Source organism: Oryzibacter oryziterrae (assembly GCF_021864535.1).
Classification (GTDB): domain Bacteria; phylum Pseudomonadota; class Alphaproteobacteria; order Rhizobiales; family Pleomorphomonadaceae; genus Pleomorphomonas; species Pleomorphomonas oryziterrae.
On record NZ_JAKJIC010000006.1, the window covers coordinates 123,811 to 142,966 of the forward strand.

16 protein-coding genes are annotated in these 19,156 nt (G+C 64.4%); 4 read left to right on the top strand and 12 right to left on the bottom strand.

All coding sequences use genetic code 11. The features are described from left to right. Positions 1-75: 75 nt before the first annotated feature. A complete protein-coding gene (hypA, locus tag L2I41_RS08540) occupies positions 76-438 on the top strand; it encodes a hydrogenase maturation nickel metallochaperone HypA (RefSeq protein WP_237153113.1) in 363 nt (120 codons plus the stop codon). 58 nt (positions 439-496) lie between these two features. Here hypA and hypB read toward each other — a convergent pair whose 3' ends face one another. From hypB to ubiT, 5 genes are all read right to left on the bottom strand, one after another. Then, positions 497-1,213: a hydrogenase nickel incorporation protein HypB gene (gene hypB, locus L2I41_RS08545; RefSeq protein WP_237153114.1), complete on the bottom strand. Its 717-nt coding sequence runs from the start codon at positions 1,211-1,213 to the stop codon at positions 497-499. 134 nt (positions 1,214-1,347) lie between these two features. Next, positions 1,348-2,424: an NnrS family protein gene (locus L2I41_RS08550; RefSeq protein WP_237153115.1), complete on the bottom strand. Its 1,077-nt coding sequence runs from the start codon at positions 2,422-2,424 to the stop codon at positions 1,348-1,350. After that, positions 2,424-3,320, bottom strand: a complete 897-nt coding sequence (ubiV, locus tag L2I41_RS08555; RefSeq protein ID WP_237153116.1) for a ubiquinone anaerobic biosynthesis protein UbiV — start codon at positions 3,318-3,320, stop codon at positions 2,424-2,426. The genes L2I41_RS08550 and ubiV overlap by 1 nt, the downstream gene beginning before the upstream one ends. A gap of 11 nt (positions 3,321-3,331) precedes the next feature. After that, complete coding sequence (gene ubiU, locus L2I41_RS08560) at positions 3,332-4,321, bottom strand: ubiquinone anaerobic biosynthesis protein UbiU (RefSeq protein ID WP_237153117.1); 990 nt, start codon at positions 4,319-4,321, stop codon at positions 3,332-3,334. Beyond that, positions 4,318-4,857 carry a ubiquinone anaerobic biosynthesis accessory factor UbiT gene (ubiT, locus tag L2I41_RS08565; protein WP_237153118.1) on the bottom strand — a complete coding sequence of 180 codons (540 nt, stop codon included), beginning with the start codon at positions 4,855-4,857 and terminating at the stop codon, positions 4,318-4,320. The genes ubiU and ubiT overlap by 4 nt, the downstream gene beginning before the upstream one ends. Positions 4,858-4,972: 115 nt before the next feature. On the opposite strand from ubiT, the gene L2I41_RS08570 reads away from it, so the two are divergent. Both L2I41_RS08570 and L2I41_RS08575 read left to right on the top strand, forming a co-directional pair. Next, complete coding sequence (locus tag L2I41_RS08570) at positions 4,973-6,472, top strand: UbiD family decarboxylase (RefSeq protein ID WP_237153119.1); 1,500 nt, start codon at positions 4,973-4,975, stop codon at positions 6,470-6,472. Positions 6,473-6,475: 3 nt separating this feature from the next. After that, complete coding sequence (locus tag L2I41_RS08575; RefSeq protein ID WP_237153120.1) at positions 6,476-7,036, top strand: UbiX family flavin prenyltransferase; 561 nt, start codon at positions 6,476-6,478, stop codon at positions 7,034-7,036. Positions 7,037-7,040: 4 nt separating this feature from the next. Here L2I41_RS08575 and L2I41_RS08580 read toward each other — a convergent pair whose 3' ends face one another. Continuing rightward, the gene (locus tag L2I41_RS08580) at positions 7,041-7,616 is read right to left on the bottom strand and encodes a hypothetical protein (RefSeq protein WP_237153121.1); all 576 of its coding nucleotides are present in this window, start codon (positions 7,614-7,616) and stop codon (positions 7,041-7,043) included. Positions 7,617-7,904: 288 nt separating this feature from the next. Beyond that, a complete protein-coding gene (locus tag L2I41_RS08585) occupies positions 7,905-8,486 on the bottom strand; it encodes a PH domain-containing protein (protein WP_237153122.1) in 582 nt (193 codons plus the stop codon). Positions 8,487-8,737: 251 nt separating this feature from the next. Here L2I41_RS08585 and L2I41_RS08590 point away from each other — a divergent pair, with 251 nt between their 5' ends. After that, entirely contained in the window at positions 8,738-9,271 is a 534-nt protein-coding gene (locus L2I41_RS08590) for a DUF1003 domain-containing protein (protein ID WP_237153123.1), read from the top strand. Between the two features lie 139 nt (positions 9,272-9,410). On the opposite strand, the gene L2I41_RS08595 is transcribed toward L2I41_RS08590, so the two are convergent. From L2I41_RS08595 to L2I41_RS08615, 5 genes are all read right to left on the bottom strand, one after another. After that, complete coding sequence (locus L2I41_RS08595; protein ID WP_237153124.1) at positions 9,411-11,261, bottom strand: [FeFe] hydrogenase, group A; 1,851 nt, start codon at positions 11,259-11,261, stop codon at positions 9,411-9,413. Between the two features lies 1 nt (position 11,262). Further along, entirely contained in the window at positions 11,263-13,263 is a 2,001-nt protein-coding gene (locus L2I41_RS08600; RefSeq protein ID WP_237153125.1) for an FAD-dependent oxidoreductase, read from the bottom strand. 371 nt (positions 13,264-13,634) lie between these two features. Then, positions 13,635-16,733: an efflux RND transporter permease subunit gene (locus L2I41_RS08605; RefSeq protein WP_237153126.1), complete on the bottom strand. Its 3,099-nt coding sequence runs from the start codon at positions 16,731-16,733 to the stop codon at positions 13,635-13,637. Continuing rightward, the gene (locus tag L2I41_RS08610) at positions 16,730-17,812 is read right to left on the bottom strand and encodes an efflux RND transporter periplasmic adaptor subunit (protein ID WP_237153127.1); all 1,083 of its coding nucleotides are present in this window, start codon (positions 17,810-17,812) and stop codon (positions 16,730-16,732) included. Before L2I41_RS08610 ends, L2I41_RS08605 begins: the two co-directional genes overlap by 4 nt. Next, positions 17,809-18,897 carry an efflux RND transporter periplasmic adaptor subunit gene (locus L2I41_RS08615; protein WP_237153128.1) on the bottom strand — a complete coding sequence of 363 codons (1,089 nt, stop codon included), beginning with the start codon at positions 18,895-18,897 and terminating at the stop codon, positions 17,809-17,811. The genes L2I41_RS08610 and L2I41_RS08615 overlap by 4 nt, the downstream gene beginning before the upstream one ends. Positions 18,898-19,156: the final 259 nt, after the last annotated feature.

The following is a 19,156-nucleotide window of genomic DNA, read 5'->3' on the forward strand; positions in this document are numbered from 1 at the left end:
ATTTCATGTTCGCGATGGTGCAAAACGGGGTGGAAGCTGCAGCCGCGGCCCATATGCAAGAGATGGAGACCTGCAATGCATGAAACGGCGGTCGTCGAAGGGTTGATGCGAATCCTGACGAAACAGGCGCGCGACAACAACATCGGCCGAATCCTGTCCGTGCGCGTCAAGGTCGGGCGTCTCAGGGGGCTCGACAACAGGCAGCTCAGGCTCTGTTTCGAGATGTTTGCCGAAGGAACGCTTGCCGATGGTGCGCGGCTGGACCTTGAGGACGTGCCGGTGACCGCAAAATGCCGAACCTGCGGCACCGGGTTCGAGGTGATCGGCTACCGCTTCGTCTGCTCCAACTGCGAAGGCAATGATGCCGAGGTGCTGAGCGGGCGAGAACTCTTCATCGAGTCCTTTGAAGGCCAGGCGGTCGAGAAGGCCGCTGGCTGACCCAGTCTCCTGGATGGCGAAGGGGCGGGAGATGTGCCAACCGCCCCAGCCGTTGCTGTCACTCGGCAGCTTGCAGGCGCTTGCGGTTCTGGTCGAGGCAGGCCATCAGCCATCCGACCCAGGCGTCGACGCCCTGGCCGGTCTTGGCGGAGACCTCTTCGATCGGTCCCGGGCCACGGACGCGGGCGACGGACGCGCGGGCGCGCTCCGTGCTGAACTCCTCGATGGCCGGCAGCAGGTCGGCCTTGGTCAGCATCACGAGATCGGCGCCGCGGAAGATCACCGGATATTTGTCCGGCTTGTCGTCGCCTTCGGTCACCGACAGCAGCACCACGTCCCGGTGCTGGCCGACGTCGAAGTCGGCGGGGCACACCAGATTGCCCACATTCTCGATGATCAGGATGTCCACCGCGTCGAGGTCGATCAGCGACAGCGCGTCATGCACCATCACGGCGTCGAGGTGGCAGGTGACGCCGGTGGTGATCTGAACGGCGGGGATGCCGTGGCGACGGATGCGCTCGGCGTCATTTTCGGTTTCAAGATCGCCTTCGATCACGGCCAGGCGGATCGACGGCGGCAGAGCCGCTATGGTCGCTTCCAGGAGCCGGGTCTTGCCCGAGCCGGGCGAACTCATAAGGTTGATGCAGAGGACCCCGTGAGCATCGAGATGTTCGCGCACACGAGCGGCGAGCCGGTCGTTCTCGTCGAGCAGGTTCTGCACCACGGGCACCGTCTTCGAATGTCCGTGATCGCCGCAGCCACAGGCCGTGCACATGATCTTGATCTCCTGGAAAGCTGCGAAGCGGTCGATTGCCTTGGCAGTGTATCAGCTTCGGCGATGGGGCGGATAAGCTTGTATTTTCCGCTCAAGAATATCGCTGGCGGCGGGTGTGGTTCAAGCCAAACGGTCTACGTCAGGCTACGGATGCCCTTGGGACGGCGGAGGAGAAAGGCGGCGTATGCCGTGAAGGCGAGGAGCCAGATCCAGCGGGTGATATCGAGCAGCGATTCCATCGCCTCAGGCTGAAGGGCGGCGTCGATGCGGGTGAAGGGCACCAGCGCCATGGCGAGAAAGCCCAGGTCAGCCAACCGATTGGCCTTGAAGGCCTCGCCATTCTTCTTGCGGACGATGGAGGAGGCGATGGCCATGGCGAGGCTTGCCAACCCGCCGATTGTGAAGGCGTGGATCGGAACGGACGGGGGCAGGTCCGGCAGGAGTGAGGTTTGCAGGCCCAGGAGCAAAAAGCCCAACCTCTTCCAGAACATGCCCAGGATCATGAGCAGCACGCCACCGAAGGGGGGCGTCTCCCAGGCGCGCAAACGCCAGAGCCAGATGAAACCGGAGGCGGCAGCAAGGAAACACAGGATCGCAGAGGGACGGTCAACGGCCCAGAGGGCGAGCGCGGCAAGGCTCGAAAGCCGCTGTATCTGACCGAGCCAGCGCGGGGGTGGTGGGTTGGCAGGACGGCCGGATCGGGTTCGGGCGACTTCGATGACGGCGACGCCGATGCGGTTGCTGATCTCGAGGCAGATGGCGAGAATGGCGGCGAGGCCCACCATGGTGGCGGGCGGCCAGTCGCACCAGGCAGCGGTGACGCCGGCGCTCGCGTGGAGGCCCGCAAGCATGAGGACGGGCAGGCTCTTCCAGGATCGGGCTCGAAAGGCGCTGACGGAGAAGATCAGGATTGCGCAGAGGACGATGGCCGAGCGGGCCATGGCGGCCGCGGGCAAGGACAGGAAACCCAGGCCGAAAGCGAGGGCGTGCAGCAGCAGAAGGCTTTGAATGATCAGAGGTTTGGCGAGAGGGCGACCGATCCAGCGCGGCAGAGCCACCAGCATGAAGCCGAAGAGCTGGATGCCGAGGAAGCCGAAGATGAGTTCCTGCGCGTGGGTGGTGATGTCCCCGAACCCGGGGCCGATGGCGCGCAGAGCCGTCAAAGCTGCCAGCACAAAGGCCAGGCGATAGCTTTCGGTCGGCGCGAACATCAGCTCGCGGCCTTGGCCGCTCCCGCGATACCTCGGGTGAAGCCATCCACCAATGCGCCGGGCAGCGGCAGTTCTCTCAGCTTGGCGCGTGTCTCCTGCGGGCTCGCCTCGCCACGGCAAAGGCGGCGGTAGAGGGCGGAAACAGCAACCATGTCAAGGGTATGGGGTGACAGACGCAGCGAGCGGACGCCGAGGTTTGCCGCTTCTTCCGGCGATGGGGACCAGACCTGCAGGCTGTGCGACAGGGTCTGGATGCCGTTGATGGCGAGGAAGTCCTGACCGTCAAGAGTATCGACGGGGAGGCCGTCGGGGTCGCGGTCGCAGATGAACTGACAGGAATCCTTGTGCAGGCCGTGCAGGCGGGCATGATAGCAGCGACCGGAGACGGCGAGCGGCAGCCGACCGAAGGCAAAGACCTCGAAAGTCACGTCCGGGCAAGCCCTGGCGATGGTGCCAACCGACGACAGCGGCAGTTCCACCGGCAGGCAGATCAGGTTGGCGCCGCGATTTGCGAGGAAGCTGGCAGCGCCTTCATTGTAGACATTGACGAAGGGACCGACGGCGAAGGGCGCCGCGCCCATGGCAGGCATGGCCGTCAAGTCGTTGATTTCGATGGAGGCACCGCCTTCGCACAGCGCCTTGACGGCCTTGCGGTCGCGAATGTTGGAGGGCAGCGCCAGGGTCGAGAGGATGACGGTCTTGCCGGCTTGGGTGAGGCGTTCGACGACATCGGGCCAGACCGGATCGTTGAAGGGCATGCGCTTGCCGCAGACCACTTCGCCGACGAAGACACGGTCGACATCGGCCTCGTCGGCGATGCGGGCGTAGAAGTCCCGGAGCCGGTCGGGCGACCAGTTGAAGAAGACGGGGCCAAGCGAAAGAGCGATATCTGTCATGGGCTTGGCCTTTACCGCCAGGTCTTCTTGTAGGCGCCGGAGGTTTGACGTCCGCCTTCGACGAGGCCGGCGAGCATGCGCTCGACCTCCACCTCGTCGCGGCCGGCTTCGATGGCTTCGACGGCGGCGCGGAAGGTGCGAACGACTTCAGCCACATAGCCCTTGCCGCGCTGGCGTCCCTCGATCTTGAGGGCGGTGACGCCGGCGCGGGCGAGAGCGGCAATGAGGGTGGAGGCGTTCAGGCTGACCGGATCTTCGAAGAGGTGGCTGGTCTTGCCTTCGGCGACGAAACTGCCTTTGCACAAAGTGGGATAGCCGGCAGGCGCACCCTTGGCGACACGGTCGATGGTGTAGCCGGCGAGCTTGGTGGCGGTGCCGCCGGGACCTTCTTCATAGGCCACATGCTCGGGCGGCGAACAGACGCCGGAGAGATTGGGCGAGCGGCCGGTGACATAGGAGGAAAGCGAACAGCGGCCTTCGGTCATCGGGCAGAGGCCGCCGAAGACGAAGGCTTCGGTCTCGACGCTGACGGCGGCATTCAGGGTGGCAATCTCCTCGACGGAGAGGACACGCGGCAGGACGATGCGCTTGACGCCGAAGGTTTGCTGATAGAATTCAATGGCTTCCGGCGTCGCAGCCGCGGCCTGGACCGACAGATGCAGGCGCAGGGCCGGGTGGTTCCGGGCGGCGTGGTCGAGTACGGCCAGATCGGCGAGAATCACGGCGTCAGCGCCGGATTTCTCCGCGTTTTCAAGGGCTTTCTTCCAAGGGTCGAAGGCGCCGGCCTTGGCGAAGGTGTTGATGGCGACCAGCACCTTGGCGCCGCGGGCGTGGGCGTAGCGGACACCCTCGGTCAACTCCTCCGGGGAGAAGTTGAGGCCCGGGAAGTTGCGGGCATTGGTCTCGTCGCGGAAACCGCAATAGACCGAATGGGCGCCGGCGTCGACGGCGGCGCGCAGGGCGGACGGCGTGCCGGCGGGGCAGACAAGCTCGATGCTCATGCCGCCTCTCCCTGCCCCTGGGAGCCGCTCAGGCGACGGGCGCCGGCGATGGCGCCGAAGACGGCCTTGTCGAGCAGGCGCGCCGCTTCGCCGGTGAGGCCGGCGAGGTCGGACGGCTTGAGTTCGGCGTCCTCGATGGTGTTGCGCAAGGCGAGGAGCGCGTCGGTCTTGCCGCTGACCGTGATGGCGCGATTGAAGAACAACGCGTCGCCATCGAATGTACCATCGATGAGACCGAGGAGGACAAGAATGGGGCCCTTGACGTGAACGTCGGCCTCGCGGCGGGAGCGACTGGACAAGACCTTGATTTCAGCGCGCATTCCGTCGGGGATGATCAGGAAGGACTGGCCGAGATCGGTGGCTTCCACCAGGAAGGAGGCGCGGGCGTGTTCGCCGAGGCGCTCGAAGACGGCGGGGCGGCGGCGCGCGAAACGGCGCACGGCCAGCGTCAGTGCCGGACCAAGCGGGAGAAAGCGGCTTGGAAAAGCCAGCAATCGCAAGGGTTTGGGCAACTCGCCCGGAATGGGGTCAACCATGGCGCAACTCTTCCATCATGGGCGGGACCATAGGCTTTGATGGACGCCAAGGGTTTGTCCTAGCTCAAAGATTTCAGGCTTTTTGCGGCGCAGGGTCCGACGGTGGAGACTTCAGATGTATCGCCGTGCCCTGCCGCGTTTTGCCGACCTCAAGGCCTTTCTCACCTATCTCGATGATCAGGGCGAAGTGGCGGAAATCCGCCAATCCGTCGACATGAATCTGGAGCTGACGGAGATTCACCGACGCGTCATTGCCGAGGGTGGGCCGGTGCTGCGGCTCGCAAGACCGACCGTCGGAGGCGAATTTGGCGGCGTCCAGGTTGTCGCAAATCTCTATGGTACACGTCGCAGAGTTGTCGCAGCACTTGGGCTTGAATGTCGCGACAATGGAACGGATGTCGCTGGCCTCGGCGAGATGCTGGCCTTCCTGCGCTCTCCCCGTCCACCGAAGGGCGTGGCCGAACTGAAATCGCTATGGCCGGTGGCGCGCGCGGCGCTCAACAGCCGGCCGAAGGTGGTGCGCGACACGACAGGCTGGGTACATCTTGGAGCCGACCTGACGCGGCTGCCGATCCAGACCTGCTGGCCCGAGGACGCCGGCCCCCTGATCACCTGGCCGATGGTGATCACGCGGCCACCGGGCGAAGATATATTCGACGGCTACAATCTCGGCGTCTACCGGATGCAGGTGCTCGGTCCCGATGCGGCGATCATGCGCTGGCTGCCGATGCGGGGCGGCGCTGCCCATCACCGCCAGTGGATGCGGGCGGGGGCGGAGATGCCGGTCGCGGTGGTGATCGGTGCCGATCCCGCCACCATGATGGGCGCGGTGATGCCGTCGCCGGAGGGGGTGACCGAGCTGTCGCTCGCCGGCATTCTGGCGGGAGAGCGGATCGGCATGGTGCCCTGCCGCGATCTGCCACTGCATGTGCCGGCAAGTTCGGAGATCGTGATCGAGGGGACGATCAGCCCCGGCGATCTCGCGCCTGAAGGGCCGTTCGGCGACCATACCGGCTACTACAATCCGCCGGAGATGCATGCGGTGTTCCGGATCAAGTCGATCCGCATGCGCGAGGGCGGGGTGTATCTGACCACCTTCACCGGTCGGGCGCCGGACGAGCCGTCGGTGATCGGCGATGTGATGGCAGATCTGTTCAAGCCGCTGCTCAGGCAGATGCTGCCCGAAGTGGTGGATCTGTGGCTACCGCCAGAGACCTGCTCCTATCGCGTGGCGGTGCTTGCCATCGACAAGCGCTATGCCGGGCAGGCGCGGCGGGTGATGATGGGTTTCTGGTCGCTGCTGCCGCAATTCTCCATGACCAAGATGGTGATCGTGGTGGATGACGACATCGACATCCGCTCGTGGAGCGATGTGATGTGGGCGGTGGCGACGCGCTCCGACCCAAGTCGCGACGTGATGATTGCCGATCGCACACCGATCGATCATCTGGACTTTGCCTCGCCGCTCGAAGGGCTGGGTGGCAAGATCGGCATCGACGCCACCAACAAGATCGGCGCCGAGACCAGCCGGGGCTGGGGCCGGGTGATGAAGATGGACGCTGGTGTTCAGGTGGCGGTGGACCGGCGCTGGGACAGCCTGTTCGGAAAGGACTGAGCCATGCGGATCGTTGTCGGCGTATCCGGCGCCTCCGGATCGGTGCTGGCGCTGGAGGTGCTCGCACAGTTGCGCGAGGCCAGCGTGGAGACGCACCTGGTGATCTCGCGCGGCGGCGAGATCACGGCACGGCATGAGTTGGGCGACGACGGCCCGGAGCGGCTGAGGGCCACGGCGACACATGTGCACGGCATCGAGGATCTGGCCGCGCCGATCGCCTCGGGCTCGTTTCGCGCCGATGCCATGGTGGTGGTGCCGGCGTCCATGCGGACCTGCGCGGCGCTGTCGCTGGGCCTTGGCGACAATCTGTTGACGCGGGCTGCAGACGTGATGCTGAAGGAACGGCGGCGCCTCGTGGTGCTGCCGCGCGAGGCGCCTCTGACAGAGGCGCATCTTGAGGCGATGCTGCGGCTGACGCGCATGGGCGCGATCGTCGCGCCGCCGGTGCCGCCCTTCTACGCCGGGCTCAGGACGATGGAGGATGTCGTCCGCGAAATCGCCGCGCGCACGCTGATGTGGCTCGGGGTGGACCCGGGGGAGAAGATGACACGCTGGGGGGAGTGAGCACTCAGCGCACCAACAGATCCTGGATCAGGCGATAGACTTCACCGGCGTTGTCGATCGCTATGAACATTGGTGCGTAGCTGAGGGACGGGATCATGGACTCAGGCGCGCGTTTGTTTCGAAACGGGTTTGTTAGGGACTTCAAGTCGGCAACAAACCTGATCGAGCCGAACTCCGCAGCGTGCAGCGTCAGTGTGGTTTCACAAATCTGTGACAGAAGAACCGTTCTGAGTTTGGTCAATGGCCGTGTCCTCAGAATCAGGATGCGCTGGTCCGAGACCGCATAGTGGGTTGCCTGTCTCAGCCAAGCGTCCGCGAAGAAACGTCCAAACACCATAAAGAGGCCGAGGAGCACGAAAGCACACCCCAAGGCGAACATGGGTTGTAGTCCCCAGTGAAGGACACCCGTGATAGTCCAAAAAATGGCAAAGCCGCACCAGAGCAGGCTGAAGGGGATGAAATAGGCGTCATTCGGAAATGTCATGAGTCCCGATCGTGGACGCCCGGACCATTTGATGCTTTCTCCGGCGAGCAGGTAGGGCGAGAAGGCGGCATTTGTCTCGATATCGAAGCTTGCCACGGGGATCGTCTCGGAAGTGGTGAAGATGACGCGAGGGTACAAACTCAGGCGGTGTCTGCATAGGAGGACCCAGACAACTCGATACGATCAGGGTGAATCTGCCGTTGAGTGACAGTTGCAGTCCGGCCAGCAGGGCAAACGCGGCTGTTGCTCCGCTTTCCGGCATTGGGCTCGCGACGTTGGCGTTTCGTCAGCGAGGTCGCCGCGCGCCAGCTGACGTGGTTTGAGGAGACCCTCGTGGTCCGTCCGCGACATTTGGGATTCAAATGTCATGTTTCCACTCGCGGGTCAGCGCGGGTCCTGGCGTGTGGCTTGTTGCAGCAAGCCGAAGACCTCGGGGCCGTTTTCGATGAAGGTCAATGCCTTGCGACGGTCGACGCGATGGGTGACGGTATTGCCCTGCGAGGCATTGGTCGTCTGATAGCTGTAGGGGCCGTCTCCCGCGGCGCCGGCAAGGATGGTGGCCCGACCGTCGGCGTGCTCGGTCATGGACAGGTTGATGAGGCTGGAGAGCGGCGCGGCCGAGATGCTCTTTCGCGGCCAGGTGATGAGCAGGCGACCGTCGGTGACAGCGTAGTAAGTGCCGGCGCGACCCCATGCATCCACCGGGAAGCGCCCGATGACGATATAGAGACCGATCAGGACGAAGAGCCCGCCGAAGAGCTGGGCAAAAAGCGGGGCATGGCTCTCAACCACCTTCGTGGTCCAGAAGACGGCGAAGCCGCACCAGAGCAGGCTGAAGGGAATGAGCACGGCGTCCTTGCGGGTCAGCAGCAAGCCTTGCTTGGGGCGCCCCGACCATTTGATGCTTTCTCCGGGCAGCAGATAGGGAGTGATAGCGGCGTTGGTTTCCACGTCGAAGCTTGCCACGGATGCAGATCCTGAACTGATGAGCTTGGCGCAAAGCTATGGTCTCGGGCGATGTCTGCAAAGGGCCATGACGGCAAAATCGTCCAACGACGCTCGTCTTCCTGTTGCGAAAAATGCGGGATGGCAATTGCGCGCTCGGGCGGCGGGCAGATGCTGGGAGTCGATCCGGCATTGGCGCACAGATTTCCGGTCGTACTGAGTGCGAGCAGACCCCACATATCCCTGGGATCATGCTGCAGGAGGAGACCGCCATGGCCAAACCGCCGGCCCACCAGATCAAGCAAGACGAAGCGCGGCTGCTTGAAGAGTTGCGCGTCCTTCGAAGCCAGCAACGCTTGCAACCGCCACCAGCCTTGCGACGCCCGCTGACGGCGGGCCAGCGGGTCGCCGATCAGGTGGCGGCCATCATGGGATCGTGGCGCTTCATCATCATTCAGTCCACGGTCCTGCTGATCTGGGTCGTCCTCAACGTGACGGCCTATATGGCGCACTGGGACCCCTATCCATTTATCTTGCTCAATCTCGCGCTGTCGTTTCAGGCGGCCTACGCGGCCCCGTTCATCATGATGAGCCAGAACCGCCAGCAGGACGTCGACCGGCGGGAGGCGGAACACGATCACCGCATCAACATCAAGGCGGAACTCGAAATCGAGGTGTTGCAGGAAAAGATCGAGCTTCTGCATGAGAAGATCGATGAACTGCGATCCAAGGAGGTTCTCGCCCTGACCGAGGCGGTGCAGGGACTGACCGAACTGCTCCGCGCGCAAGGCACGGGCCAGCGGTGATCCCTCTGGGGCGGCTTCAGGCCGGCCCCGAGATCGGAGGGATCGTGCTGTTGATGCCGGAAAACAAAAGCGGCGGGATTGCTCCCGCCGCTCAGGCGCTTCCTCCAGTTTCTTGCTTTTGTCAGCCTGCGCGCCAGGGTCAGTAGACCATGGTGCTCATGGTGATTTCGTCCCAGATTTCCTTGACGGTCAGGGCCATTTCCTTGCTGCGGTCGGTGTAGAAGGTGTGCAGCAGGTGATGGGCCTTTTCCGAATAGGGGGCTTCGAGGTAATCGCGGTAGAGCGCCTGGACCTGCGGGTTGTTGTGCGACTGGCGCACGCGGGTCTTGCGGTCGATGTTGAACAGCGTCTCCCGGCGCTTCATGGCGTGCGGCAGGTAGTGCTTCTTGGAGCGGAGCGTGCCGCCACCATCGACGCAGCCGCCGGGGCAGGCCATGATCTCGATGAAGTCGAAATCGGCAGTGCCGGCGCGGATCTGTTCGACCAGCGAACGGGCTTCGCCAAGGCCGTGGGCCATGGCGATCTTCACTTCGCCGATGTCCGGGCCGAGGTCGACGGTGGCCGAGCGGACGCCTTCGAAGCCGCGCAGCTGGGTGAGCTCGATCTGCTCGAGTTCCTTGCCGTTGACGACCTTGTAGACGGTACGCAGAGCCGCTTCCATCACGCCGCCGGTGGTGCCGAAGATGGCACCGGCGCCGGAATATTCGCTGATATAGGGATTGTCGAAGGCCGAGGGCTCGATGGTCTTGAGATCGATGCCTTCGTTCTTCAGCAGGCGGGCGAACTCGCGCACCGTCAGGACGACGTCGGTGTCCGGATCGCCGTCATGGGCGAGTTGCGGACGGACCGCTTCGTCCTTCTTGGCCGTGCAGGGCATGATGGAGATCACGCGGATCTTCTTGGGATCGATGCCCATCTTCTCGGGCAGATAGGTCTTCGAGATCTTCGACAGGACCTGCTGCGGCGAGCGGGTGGAGGACAGGAGCGGCAGGATGTCCGGATAGTGGATCTCGGCGAAGTTGATCCAGGCCGGGCAGCAGGAAGTGAAGGTGGGCCGTTCCTTGGCCTTCAGGCGGCGCAGAAGCTCGGTGCCTTCCTCCATGATCACCACGTCGGCGGCGAAGTTGGTATCGAGCACGATGTCGATGCCAAGCCGGCGGGCGGCGGCGATGATCTGGCCCTCGACGTTGGTGCCGGGGGGCAGGCCGAATTCCTCGCCGAAGCCGACGCGGATGGCAGGGGCGAACTGCATGACGGTGACGACTTCGGGATCGTAGATGAAGTCGAGCACCTTGTCGGTCTCGTCGCGCTCACCCAGAGCGCCGGTCGGGCAGACCAGGACGCACTGGCCGCAGGTGACGCAGGTGCTGTCCTTCTGGCTCTTGCCGTAACGCTGGCCGACGGCGGTGTCGACGCCGGTGCCGGTGATGACCAGCGCATCGACCTGCTGCTGGTTGCGGCAGATGGCGACGCAGCGCTGGCAGCGGATGCACTTGGTCATGTCGCGGATCATGGCCGGCGACGACAGGTCGATCTCGCGGGCGGCGACGCGGGCGGGATCGTAGAAGCGGTTCTCGCGCAGGCCGACGAACTGGGCGACGTCCTGCAGTTCGCAATTGCCGTGGCGATTGCAGGTGACGCAGTCCTGATTGTGGTCGGCCATCAGGAGTTCGACCTGCAGCTTCTGCATGTCGCGCACCTTCTTGGACCGGGTCTGGATGACCATGCCGTCCTTCACGGGCGTGTTGCAGGACGTGACCATGTGGGTCCGGTCAATGCCGTCGACCTGGATCTCGACCAGGCACACGCGGCAGGTGCCGGGGGTGTGGTCGATGTCCTCAAGCTCGCAGAGCGTGGGGATGTAGTAGCCGTTGCGGCGGGCGCAGGCGAGGATGGTCTCGCCGGGATAGGCGGCGACCGTCTTGCCGTTGAAGGAGACCGACAAGGTGGCCTCGGCCCCCACGGGAGGAAGGGTTTCGATGTCGCACATGTCAGGCGGCTCCTTCGGGAATGGCGTGTTCGGTGATCACTGAATAGATGCGGTAGCAGCGCATGCAGCGCATGGATTCCCTGTAGGCATCCTCGGACGAGATGACCTGCTCGACCTCGCCGAACATGGTCTTGCGCACTTCCGGCGACAGTTCGGGATGGTGCACGCGGTACTCGTTCTTGACGGGCACCTCGATGCAGTCGGACGCCAGCATCTTGTTGGCCTGGACGATTTCGCGCATGCGCGAGCGGGGGAAGAAACGCGTCGAGCCGAGGCGGACGAAGTCGTCGATGCTGCGGGCAGCCTTGAGACCGTTGGCCATGGCCTGGATCAGGGTCGACGGGCCGGAGTAGCAGTCGCCACCGGCGAAGACGCCGGGGCGGGAGGTGGCGAGCGTGTTCTTGTCGGCCACGACCCAGTTCCACTTGCTCATCTCGACGCCGTCCTTGGCGTGGATGGAGGTGGTGTTGACCTGCTGGCCGATGGCGGCGATCACGATCGAGCAGGGCAGGACGAACTCGCTGCCCTCGACGGCGCGCACGTTGCGGCGGCCCTTGGCGTCCTTCTCGGTCTGCTCCATGCGGGTGAGCTTGACGCCGACCACCTTGCCCTTCTCGGACAGGATCTCGATCGGGTTGGTCAGCACGTGGAACTCGATGCCCTCGTCATGGGCGGCGACGATTTCCTCGTGGTCGGCCGGCATGTCGGCCTCGGTGCGGCGGTAGACCAGATGCACCTTCTTGGCGCCCATGCGGATGGCCGAGCGGACGCAGTCCATGGCGACGTTGCCGCCGCCGACCACGACGACTTCACCGTCGAGCTTGGTTTCCTTGATGCCGGCGACGTGGTCGTGGACCTTGAGCAGGAAGCCGATGCCGCTCTCGTAGCCGACCAGTTCGCGGTTTTCGCCGGCGCAGCCGAGAAGCGTGCCTTCCTGGCAGCCGAGTCCGAGGAAGACGGCCTTGTAGCCGCGGGCGAACAGGTCATCGACGGAGAAGTCCTTGCCGAGGGCCTGGTTGAAGTGGAAGGTGCCACCAAGATTGGTGATGGCGTTCATCTCCTGCAGCAGCACGTCCTTGGGCAGGCGGTAGGAGGGGATGCCGATGGCGGCCATGCCGCCGGCCTCGCTCATCGCCTCGAAGACGTCCACATGGTAGCCGTGCAGCAAGAGGTGATAGGCGCAGGACACGCCGGCCGGGCCGGCACCGACGACGGCGACCTTCATGTCGGCCGGCAGCTCGTGGGCGATCATGTCCTTGCTGAAGGCGAGGGCATGCGGGCCGGTCTGATGCTCGGCGACATAGCGCTTGAGGATCTTGATGCCGACGGCTTCGTCCACCAGGTTGCGGCGGCAGGCCTGCTCGCAGAAGCGGACGCAGACGCGGCTGCAGGTGGCAGCCATGGGGTATTTCTGGAGGATGACGCCGAGCGAATGCTCGGGCTTGCCGTCGCGGATATAGTCGATGTAGCGCGGCACGTTGACCTTGGAGGGGCAGGCCTCGATGCAGGGCGCGGTCATGTAGGCCATGCCGTGCTGCGCCTTCATGGGCTTGGCCGGCTTCAGCTCTTCCTCAAAGCGGTCGCGGAAATGGGCGAGCGCCTGTTCGAGCGCCGAGGCGCAGGTCTGGCCGACGCCGCAGAGCGAGGTGGCGCGGATCTGTTCGGCGAGGGCTGCGAGCTGGTCCAGATCGAGATTGGACTGCAGGCCGCGGCGCATGGCGCCAAGGGCGTCGCGCACCAGAACCGTGCCCATGCGGCAGGGCGTGCACTTGCCGCAAGACTGCTCGGCGGCCTTGTCCATATAGTGCCAGAAGGTGTCGATCAGGCTGACGCTCTCGTCGAAGACGAAGAAGCCGCGATCGCCGACGAAAGCGCGGATGCCGTTGCCCTCGTCGAACTGTTCGAAGTCACGCAGCTCCGGGGGCGGCACGCCGCGATCATCCTTGCCTGGGCGATTGTCGTGCACCGCACCGTTCCAAACGCCGAATAAGACCTGTGCCATACTCTATCCCCCAGATGATCGGACGCTCGTTCAGTTGCCTGCCCGGGCCGAAGGGCCGTGCCGGGCCTGACAGTCCGCGCGCGTCCGCGCCTGTCACTTCATCTGTGGCGGATACCAAGGTGCAAGATGAGCAACCATGACCAAGGTCAAACCTAGGTAATAGTGCGGGATCAAAGTCTTTCCCGTGTCTTTGCGAGAAAGTGCCTGTAAAAATGGCTAGGGATTTGTGCTTATTGGTGCCGGCTAAATCGAAATTGCAGCGTTGCCAAGTGCGTATTCTTTGCAGGTCTGGCGAATGGCCGCGCTTTGCACTGAGTGACCTATGCAAAAAAGGAAGCCCCGCTGGAGCGGGGCTTCGTTGACGGCATGGTTCAGTGGGCTTGCGGGTCGGGCGCCTTAGCCGGCGGGGCCGCTGGCGTATAGGCCGGAGTTTCCTCGCGGATGCGGAAGACGGCCACGTAGAGCGCCGGCAGGAACAGCAGCGTCAGAACCGTTCCGACGATGATGCCGCCCATCATGGCGTAAGCCATCGGGCCCCAGAAGACCTCGCGGGCAATGGGGATCAGGCCAAGGCTGGCGGCTGCCGCAGTGAGTGCGATCGGCCGGAAGCGGTGTTCCGTTGCCTCGACCACGGCGTTCCAGGGCGTCTGGCCGGCATTGCGCAAGGTCTCGATCTGCACCACCAGAATCACCGAGTTGCGGATCAGGATGCCGACAAGGGCGAGCACGCCGAGGATCGCGACGAAGCCGAGGGGAGCCCCCGACGGCAGCAGCGCGGCGACGACGCCGATCAGGGCGAGCGGGGCGACGGCGAAGACCATGGCGAGACGGCTGAAGCTCTGCATCTGCAGCATCAGCAGCGTCGTCATGATGAACAGCATCAGCGGTACAACCGCGGCGATCGGGTCCTGGGACTGCTTGGCTTCTTCCACAGAGCCGGCGGTGTTGATGGTATAGCCGGCCGGCAGCTTGGCCGACAGGGCATCGATGGACGGCTGAAGCTGGTTGACCACCGTGTCGGCCTGCGTCTGGTCGGCCAGCGAGGCCATGACGGTGATGGTGGGCAGACGGTTGCGGCTCCACACCACCGGCTGTTCGACGTCGTAGCGGAAGTTGGCGATGGCCGCCAAGGGCACCGAACGACCGCTCTGGCTCGACAGCTGCAGGTTCTTCAGCGTCTCGATGGAGTTGCGTTCGCTGGAGACGGCGCGCCCGACAACCGGGATCTGATAGATGCCGTCGCGGACCGTGGTGACGGTGGTGCCGCCGATGACGCCGTATAGCGACTGGGAGATGTCCTGCGAGGAGACGCCGAGCAGACGTGCCTTGTCCTGCATGACGTCGACCCTGATCACGCGGGCGGGCTCGCCCCAGTTCTGGGCGATCGAGCGCAGATGCGGATTGGCGGCCAGGACGGCGGAGAGCTTTTGTGCCTCGCTGCGGACCACCTGCACGTCGGGGCCGCTCAGGCGATATTGCACGGGGCGTCCGACCGGCGGCCCGATCTCCAGCAGCTTGACCAGGGTGTCGGTGCCGGGGAAGGTCTTGTCCAGATAATCGGTGAACTGCGCCCTCAGACGATCGCGATCCTCGATGGTCTTGGTGACAATGATCATCTGGCCGAAATAGGGGGCATCCGGGTTGACGTCGAAGGTCAACAGGAAGCGCATGGCGCCGCGGCCGATGTAGGTCGACCAGTGATCGACACCGCTGTTGCCTTCGAGCTGTTCCATCTCGAAGCGGGTCATCTGCGCGGTCGTCTCGGCAATGGAACTGCTCTGGGGCAGCTCCCAGTCGATCACCAGTTCGTGGCGATCGGACGCCGGGAAGAACTGCTGCTGCACGAAGGTGAGGCCATAGACGGAGAGGGCGAAGATGAGCGCCGTCACGGCGACCGTGACCCAGCGGAAATGCAGGCAGGTGTGCAATACGGCCGAGAAGATGCGTCCGGTGCGCCCCTTCTGGTCGCCATGGTGGCGCGGCAGCTTGGCGGGGAGCGCCCAGAAACCGATCAACGGCGTGAAGACGACGGCCACGATCCAGGAGACGATCAGCGACACGGCGATGACCGCGAACATGGTGAAGGTGAACTCGCCCGCCTGCGACGAGTTCAGCCCGATGGGAACGAAGCCGGTGACTGTCACCAGCGTGCCGGTGAGCATCGGGAAGGCCGTGGAAGTGTAGACGTGGGTCGCGGCCTTGCGCAGGCTGTCGCCCTTTTCAAGGCGCGCGACCATCATTTCCACGGCGATCATGGCGTCGTCGACGAGAAGGCCGAGGGCGATGATCAGTGCGCCGAGCGACACGCGCTGCAGCGAGATGGAGGTATATTCCATCACCATGAAGGTGATCGCCAGCACCAGGGGAATCGACAGGGCAACCACGACGCCGGCACGCAGGCCGAGGCTGACGAAGCTGACCACGAGGACGATGGCAACGGCTTCAAACAAGGCTTGCGTGAAGCCGGAGACGGCCTCTTCCACCAGCTTGGGCTGGTCGGACACGCGGGTGAGCTCGACACCCACCGGCAAATCGGCCGAGAGCTTGTTGATCTTGGCGGTCAGCGCGTCGCCGAACTCGAGGAGATTGGCGCCGGCAACCATACCGACGGCGATGCCGATGGCCGGCTGGCCGTTGGAGCGGAACTGGTTGGCGGGGGGATCCTGATAGCCGCGAGTGATCTGGGCTACATCGCTCAGGCGGAAGAAGCGGCCGTTGACCCGGAGGTTGACGTCGCGAAGGCTCTCTTCGGAGGAGAACTCGCCGCTGACGCGCACGGAGACCCGTTCGCCGCCCACCTCGAAGATACCCGAGGGACTGACGGCATTCTGTTCGGCGAGTGAGGTCAGTACCGCGGCCTTGTCGACGCCATAGGCGGCGAGCTGGCGCGGGGAGAACTCGAGATAGATCACCTCATCCTCGGCGCCGACGATCTCCACCTTGCCGACATTGGGCACGGAGAGGATGTCGGTGCGGATGTCCTCGGCATAATCGCGCAGCTGGCGCTTGGTCACGCCGTCGCCGGTGAGGGCGTAGATGTTGCCGAAGACGTCGCCGAAGTCATCATTGAAGAAGGGACCGATGACGCCCTCGGGCAGCTCCATCCTGATGTCGGAGACGAGGTTGCGCACGCGCACCCAGATGCCGGGCACGTCACGGGCTTTGGTCGTGTCCTTGAGGTTGACGAAGACGGTGGTAACGCCGGGGCGGGTGAGGTTGCGCGTGTAATCGAGGGCGGGCAGCTCCTGCAGCTTCTTCTCGATGCGATCGGTGACCTGCTTGGTCATCTCGTCGATGGAAGCGCCGGGCCATTGGGCCTGGATCACCATCGTCTTGATCGTGAAGGACGGGTCTTCCTCACGGCCGAGCTTGAAGTAGCTCATGATGCCGACCACGGTGAAGGCCAGCATGAAATAGGTCACCAGGGAGCGGTGATTGAGTGCCCAGTCGGACAGGTTGAACTTCTTCATGACCGATCTCCGGGCTTCTGAACTTTCTGGCCTTCGGTGAGGACACGCACGCCGGCGGTGGCGACACGGGCGCCGATATCAAGTCCGGAGAGGATGGTTACGGAGCCGTCGGGATTGGGGCTGATCTTGACCTCACGGGCGGAGACCGTGGCGGTGTCCCCCGTGGTGTCGTCGGTGATCAGCCAGACATAGGTCTTGCCGCCGCGTTCCAGGATGGCGCTCTGAGGCAGCTGCATCACCGTGGCATCGTTGACGTCCGGAACGGCGGCGATGATGGTGCCAAGGCGGAAGGCGGGGTTGGGGGCGTCCAGGGCGATCTTGATGCGGCGCGTACGCGTCAGCGAATCGGCCTGCGGGGCGATTTCCCGCAAATGGCCGGTGGCCTTCACATCGGGATCGATGCGCAACGAAATCTGGAAAGGCTGACCGATCCTGTAGCTTTCGACGTGCCAGTCGGGGACATCGATGACAGCGTCCCGCTCGCTGGGGTCCGCGATGGTCAGCACGGGCGCTCCGGCGGCGACCGTCTGGCCGACTTCCGCGGCAGTGGCGGTCACTACGCCGTCGAAGGCGGCGGTGAGGGTTGCAAAGGTGAGGGCATCGCGGGCCTTGGTCAGCGTCGACTGAGCCTGGCGGAAGCCGGCCTCGGCCGCGTCGCGCTGGGTGCGCGCGTTTTCCCAGACGGCGTTGGAGGCGGTCCCCGAAGCCTTCAGCTTGTCGATGCGATCGAAGCTGGCAAGCGCATTGTCGAGTTCCGCCTGGCTGCTGGCAAGGTTGGCTGTCGCGGTGCGGACCGTGAGTTCAAGCGAGGTCGGATCAATCGCCGCGAGGACGTCGCCCTTGTGCACGATATCTCCGGCCTTGACGTTGCGGGCGACCAGTTGGCCGAGCACCTGGAAGGCAAGGTTGGTTTCGACGCGGGCTTCGACGGTGCCGACGAAGGTCTGCGTCACCACAGGATGCACCGACAGAACCGTTGACAGAACAGGCCGGGGCGCCGGGGCCGGGGCCTTTGCCTCCTGATTGCAGGCACCAAGCGCGAGTGCGGCGAGCAGGATCCAGTACGGGGATGATTTCACGACGCCGTTCCTTGCGCAGTGGCGACCTTGCGGCCGGGGAAGAGCATCTTGCCGCCTTCGACGACCACTTGTTCGCCGGCGGTGAGGCCGCCGCGGATCAGGATGCTGTCATTCTGGAAGACGCCGATATCGACGCGGCGAAGACTGACGGTTTGCTCCTTGGGGTCCAGGACCCAGACGGCGGGGTGACCGTCATCGGAGGACAGGGCGGAGGCGGGCAGGACGATGGCATCGCTCGACTTCGCTTCGCCGTGACCACTGACGGCGGCACCGAGGGCCATGGCCGGTGGCGGATCGCCAATGTCGATCTTGATGCGGACCGTGCCGGTGGCGGCGTCGACCGCTGGCGAGACCTCGCGCACATGGCCTTCGGCGAACACGTTCGGATCCGACACCAACGACACCCTGACGTTCGAGGTGTCCGGCGTGGCGAGGAAGACCTGTTCGAAGACGTCGACAACCACGTCACGGGGGCCGTCGTTGGCGACCGTGAACACGGGGAGGGCCGCGGCAACGACTTCACCGACATCGGCATTGCGGGCGGTGACGATGCCGGACGCATCGGCCTTGAGTTCGGTGTAGCCCAGTTCGGTGCGGGCGATGTCGAGCTGGGCGGTGGCGGCTTCCACCATGGCGGTGGCCGAGCGCAAGGCCTTGTCGGCATTGTCGAAATCGGAACGGGTGACGAAGCCCTGGGCGACCAGCGCCTTCTGCCGGTCGTAGTTGGTTTCGGCAAGGCGCTTCTGGGCGTCGGCGGAGGCAAGAACCGCTTCGGCGTTGGCGACAGAGGCCTCCTGCTGCGTGGCATCGAGCCGGGCCAGCACTTGGCCGGCTGCGACGCGCGCGCCGACATCGACAAGGCGTTCGCAGATCTTGCCGCCGGTGCGGAAGGACAGTTTGCTTTCCGTGCGAGCGCGCACTTCACCGGTCAACGTGAGGTCCGGCGCATAGGGTTCGACCTTGGCAGTCTCGGTCCGGACGATGATCGTGGATTGCGCTGGGGCTGCGGACTTCTGCTCGCAGGCGGCAAGCCCGATGGCCGCGCCGGCGATCAGGATGAGGGACAGCGGACCGCGTCTCGTCATGGCAAGCAACTCCAAACAATGCGGCTGATATATAATTGACTGACTGGTTGGTCAACGAATATCATTACGGATAGGATGTGGCGGTGGACCTGCGAGGGAAGCGTGTCTTGGGGCGCTTCAGACGAGTTGCGGAAGGCGCCGTCAGGTTGCCAAGTCTGCGCTCGCGATGTTCAAGAACCGTTAAGTCCGACGGCGGGGGCGTTCAGTTGCCTTGGATCTGCAGTTGCCAGTGCGGGCGCAAGGCGTGGCAAGACGGATC

Excerpts from the sequence above, each read along its gene's own strand:
- hypA (WP_237153113.1), top strand. The coding sequence starts at position 76 with ATGCATGAAACGGCGGTCGTCGAAGGGTTGATGCGAATCCTGACGAAA.
- hypB (WP_237153114.1), bottom strand. The coding sequence starts at position 1,213 with ATGTGCACGGCCTGTGGCTGCGGCGATCACGGACATTCGAAGACGGTG.
- L2I41_RS08550 (WP_237153115.1), bottom strand. The coding sequence starts at position 2,424 with ATGTTCGCGCCGACCGAAAGCTATCGCCTGGCCTTTGTGCTGGCAGCT.
- ubiV (WP_237153116.1), bottom strand. The coding sequence starts at position 3,320 with ATGACAGATATCGCTCTTTCGCTTGGCCCCGTCTTCTTCAACTGGTCG.
- ubiU (WP_237153117.1), bottom strand. The coding sequence starts at position 4,321 with ATGAGCATCGAGCTTGTCTGCCCCGCCGGCACGCCGTCCGCCCTGCGC.
- ubiT (WP_237153118.1), bottom strand. The coding sequence starts at position 4,857 with ATGGTTGACCCCATTCCGGGCGAGTTGCCCAAACCCTTGCGATTGCTG.
- L2I41_RS08570 (WP_237153119.1), top strand. The coding sequence starts at position 4,973 with ATGTATCGCCGTGCCCTGCCGCGTTTTGCCGACCTCAAGGCCTTTCTC.
- L2I41_RS08575 (WP_237153120.1), top strand. The coding sequence starts at position 6,476 with ATGCGGATCGTTGTCGGCGTATCCGGCGCCTCCGGATCGGTGCTGGCG.
- L2I41_RS08590 (WP_237153123.1), top strand. The coding sequence starts at position 8,738 with ATGGCCAAACCGCCGGCCCACCAGATCAAGCAAGACGAAGCGCGGCTG.
- L2I41_RS08595 (WP_237153124.1), bottom strand. The coding sequence starts at position 11,261 with ATGTGCGACATCGAAACCCTTCCTCCCGTGGGGGCCGAGGCCACCTTG.
- L2I41_RS08600 (WP_237153125.1), bottom strand. The coding sequence starts at position 13,263 with ATGGCACAGGTCTTATTCGGCGTTTGGAACGGTGCGGTGCACGACAAT.
- L2I41_RS08605 (WP_237153126.1), bottom strand. The coding sequence starts at position 16,733 with ATGAAGAAGTTCAACCTGTCCGACTGGGCACTCAATCACCGCTCCCTG.
- L2I41_RS08615 (WP_237153128.1), bottom strand. The coding sequence starts at position 18,897 with ATGACGAGACGCGGTCCGCTGTCCCTCATCCTGATCGCCGGCGCGGCC.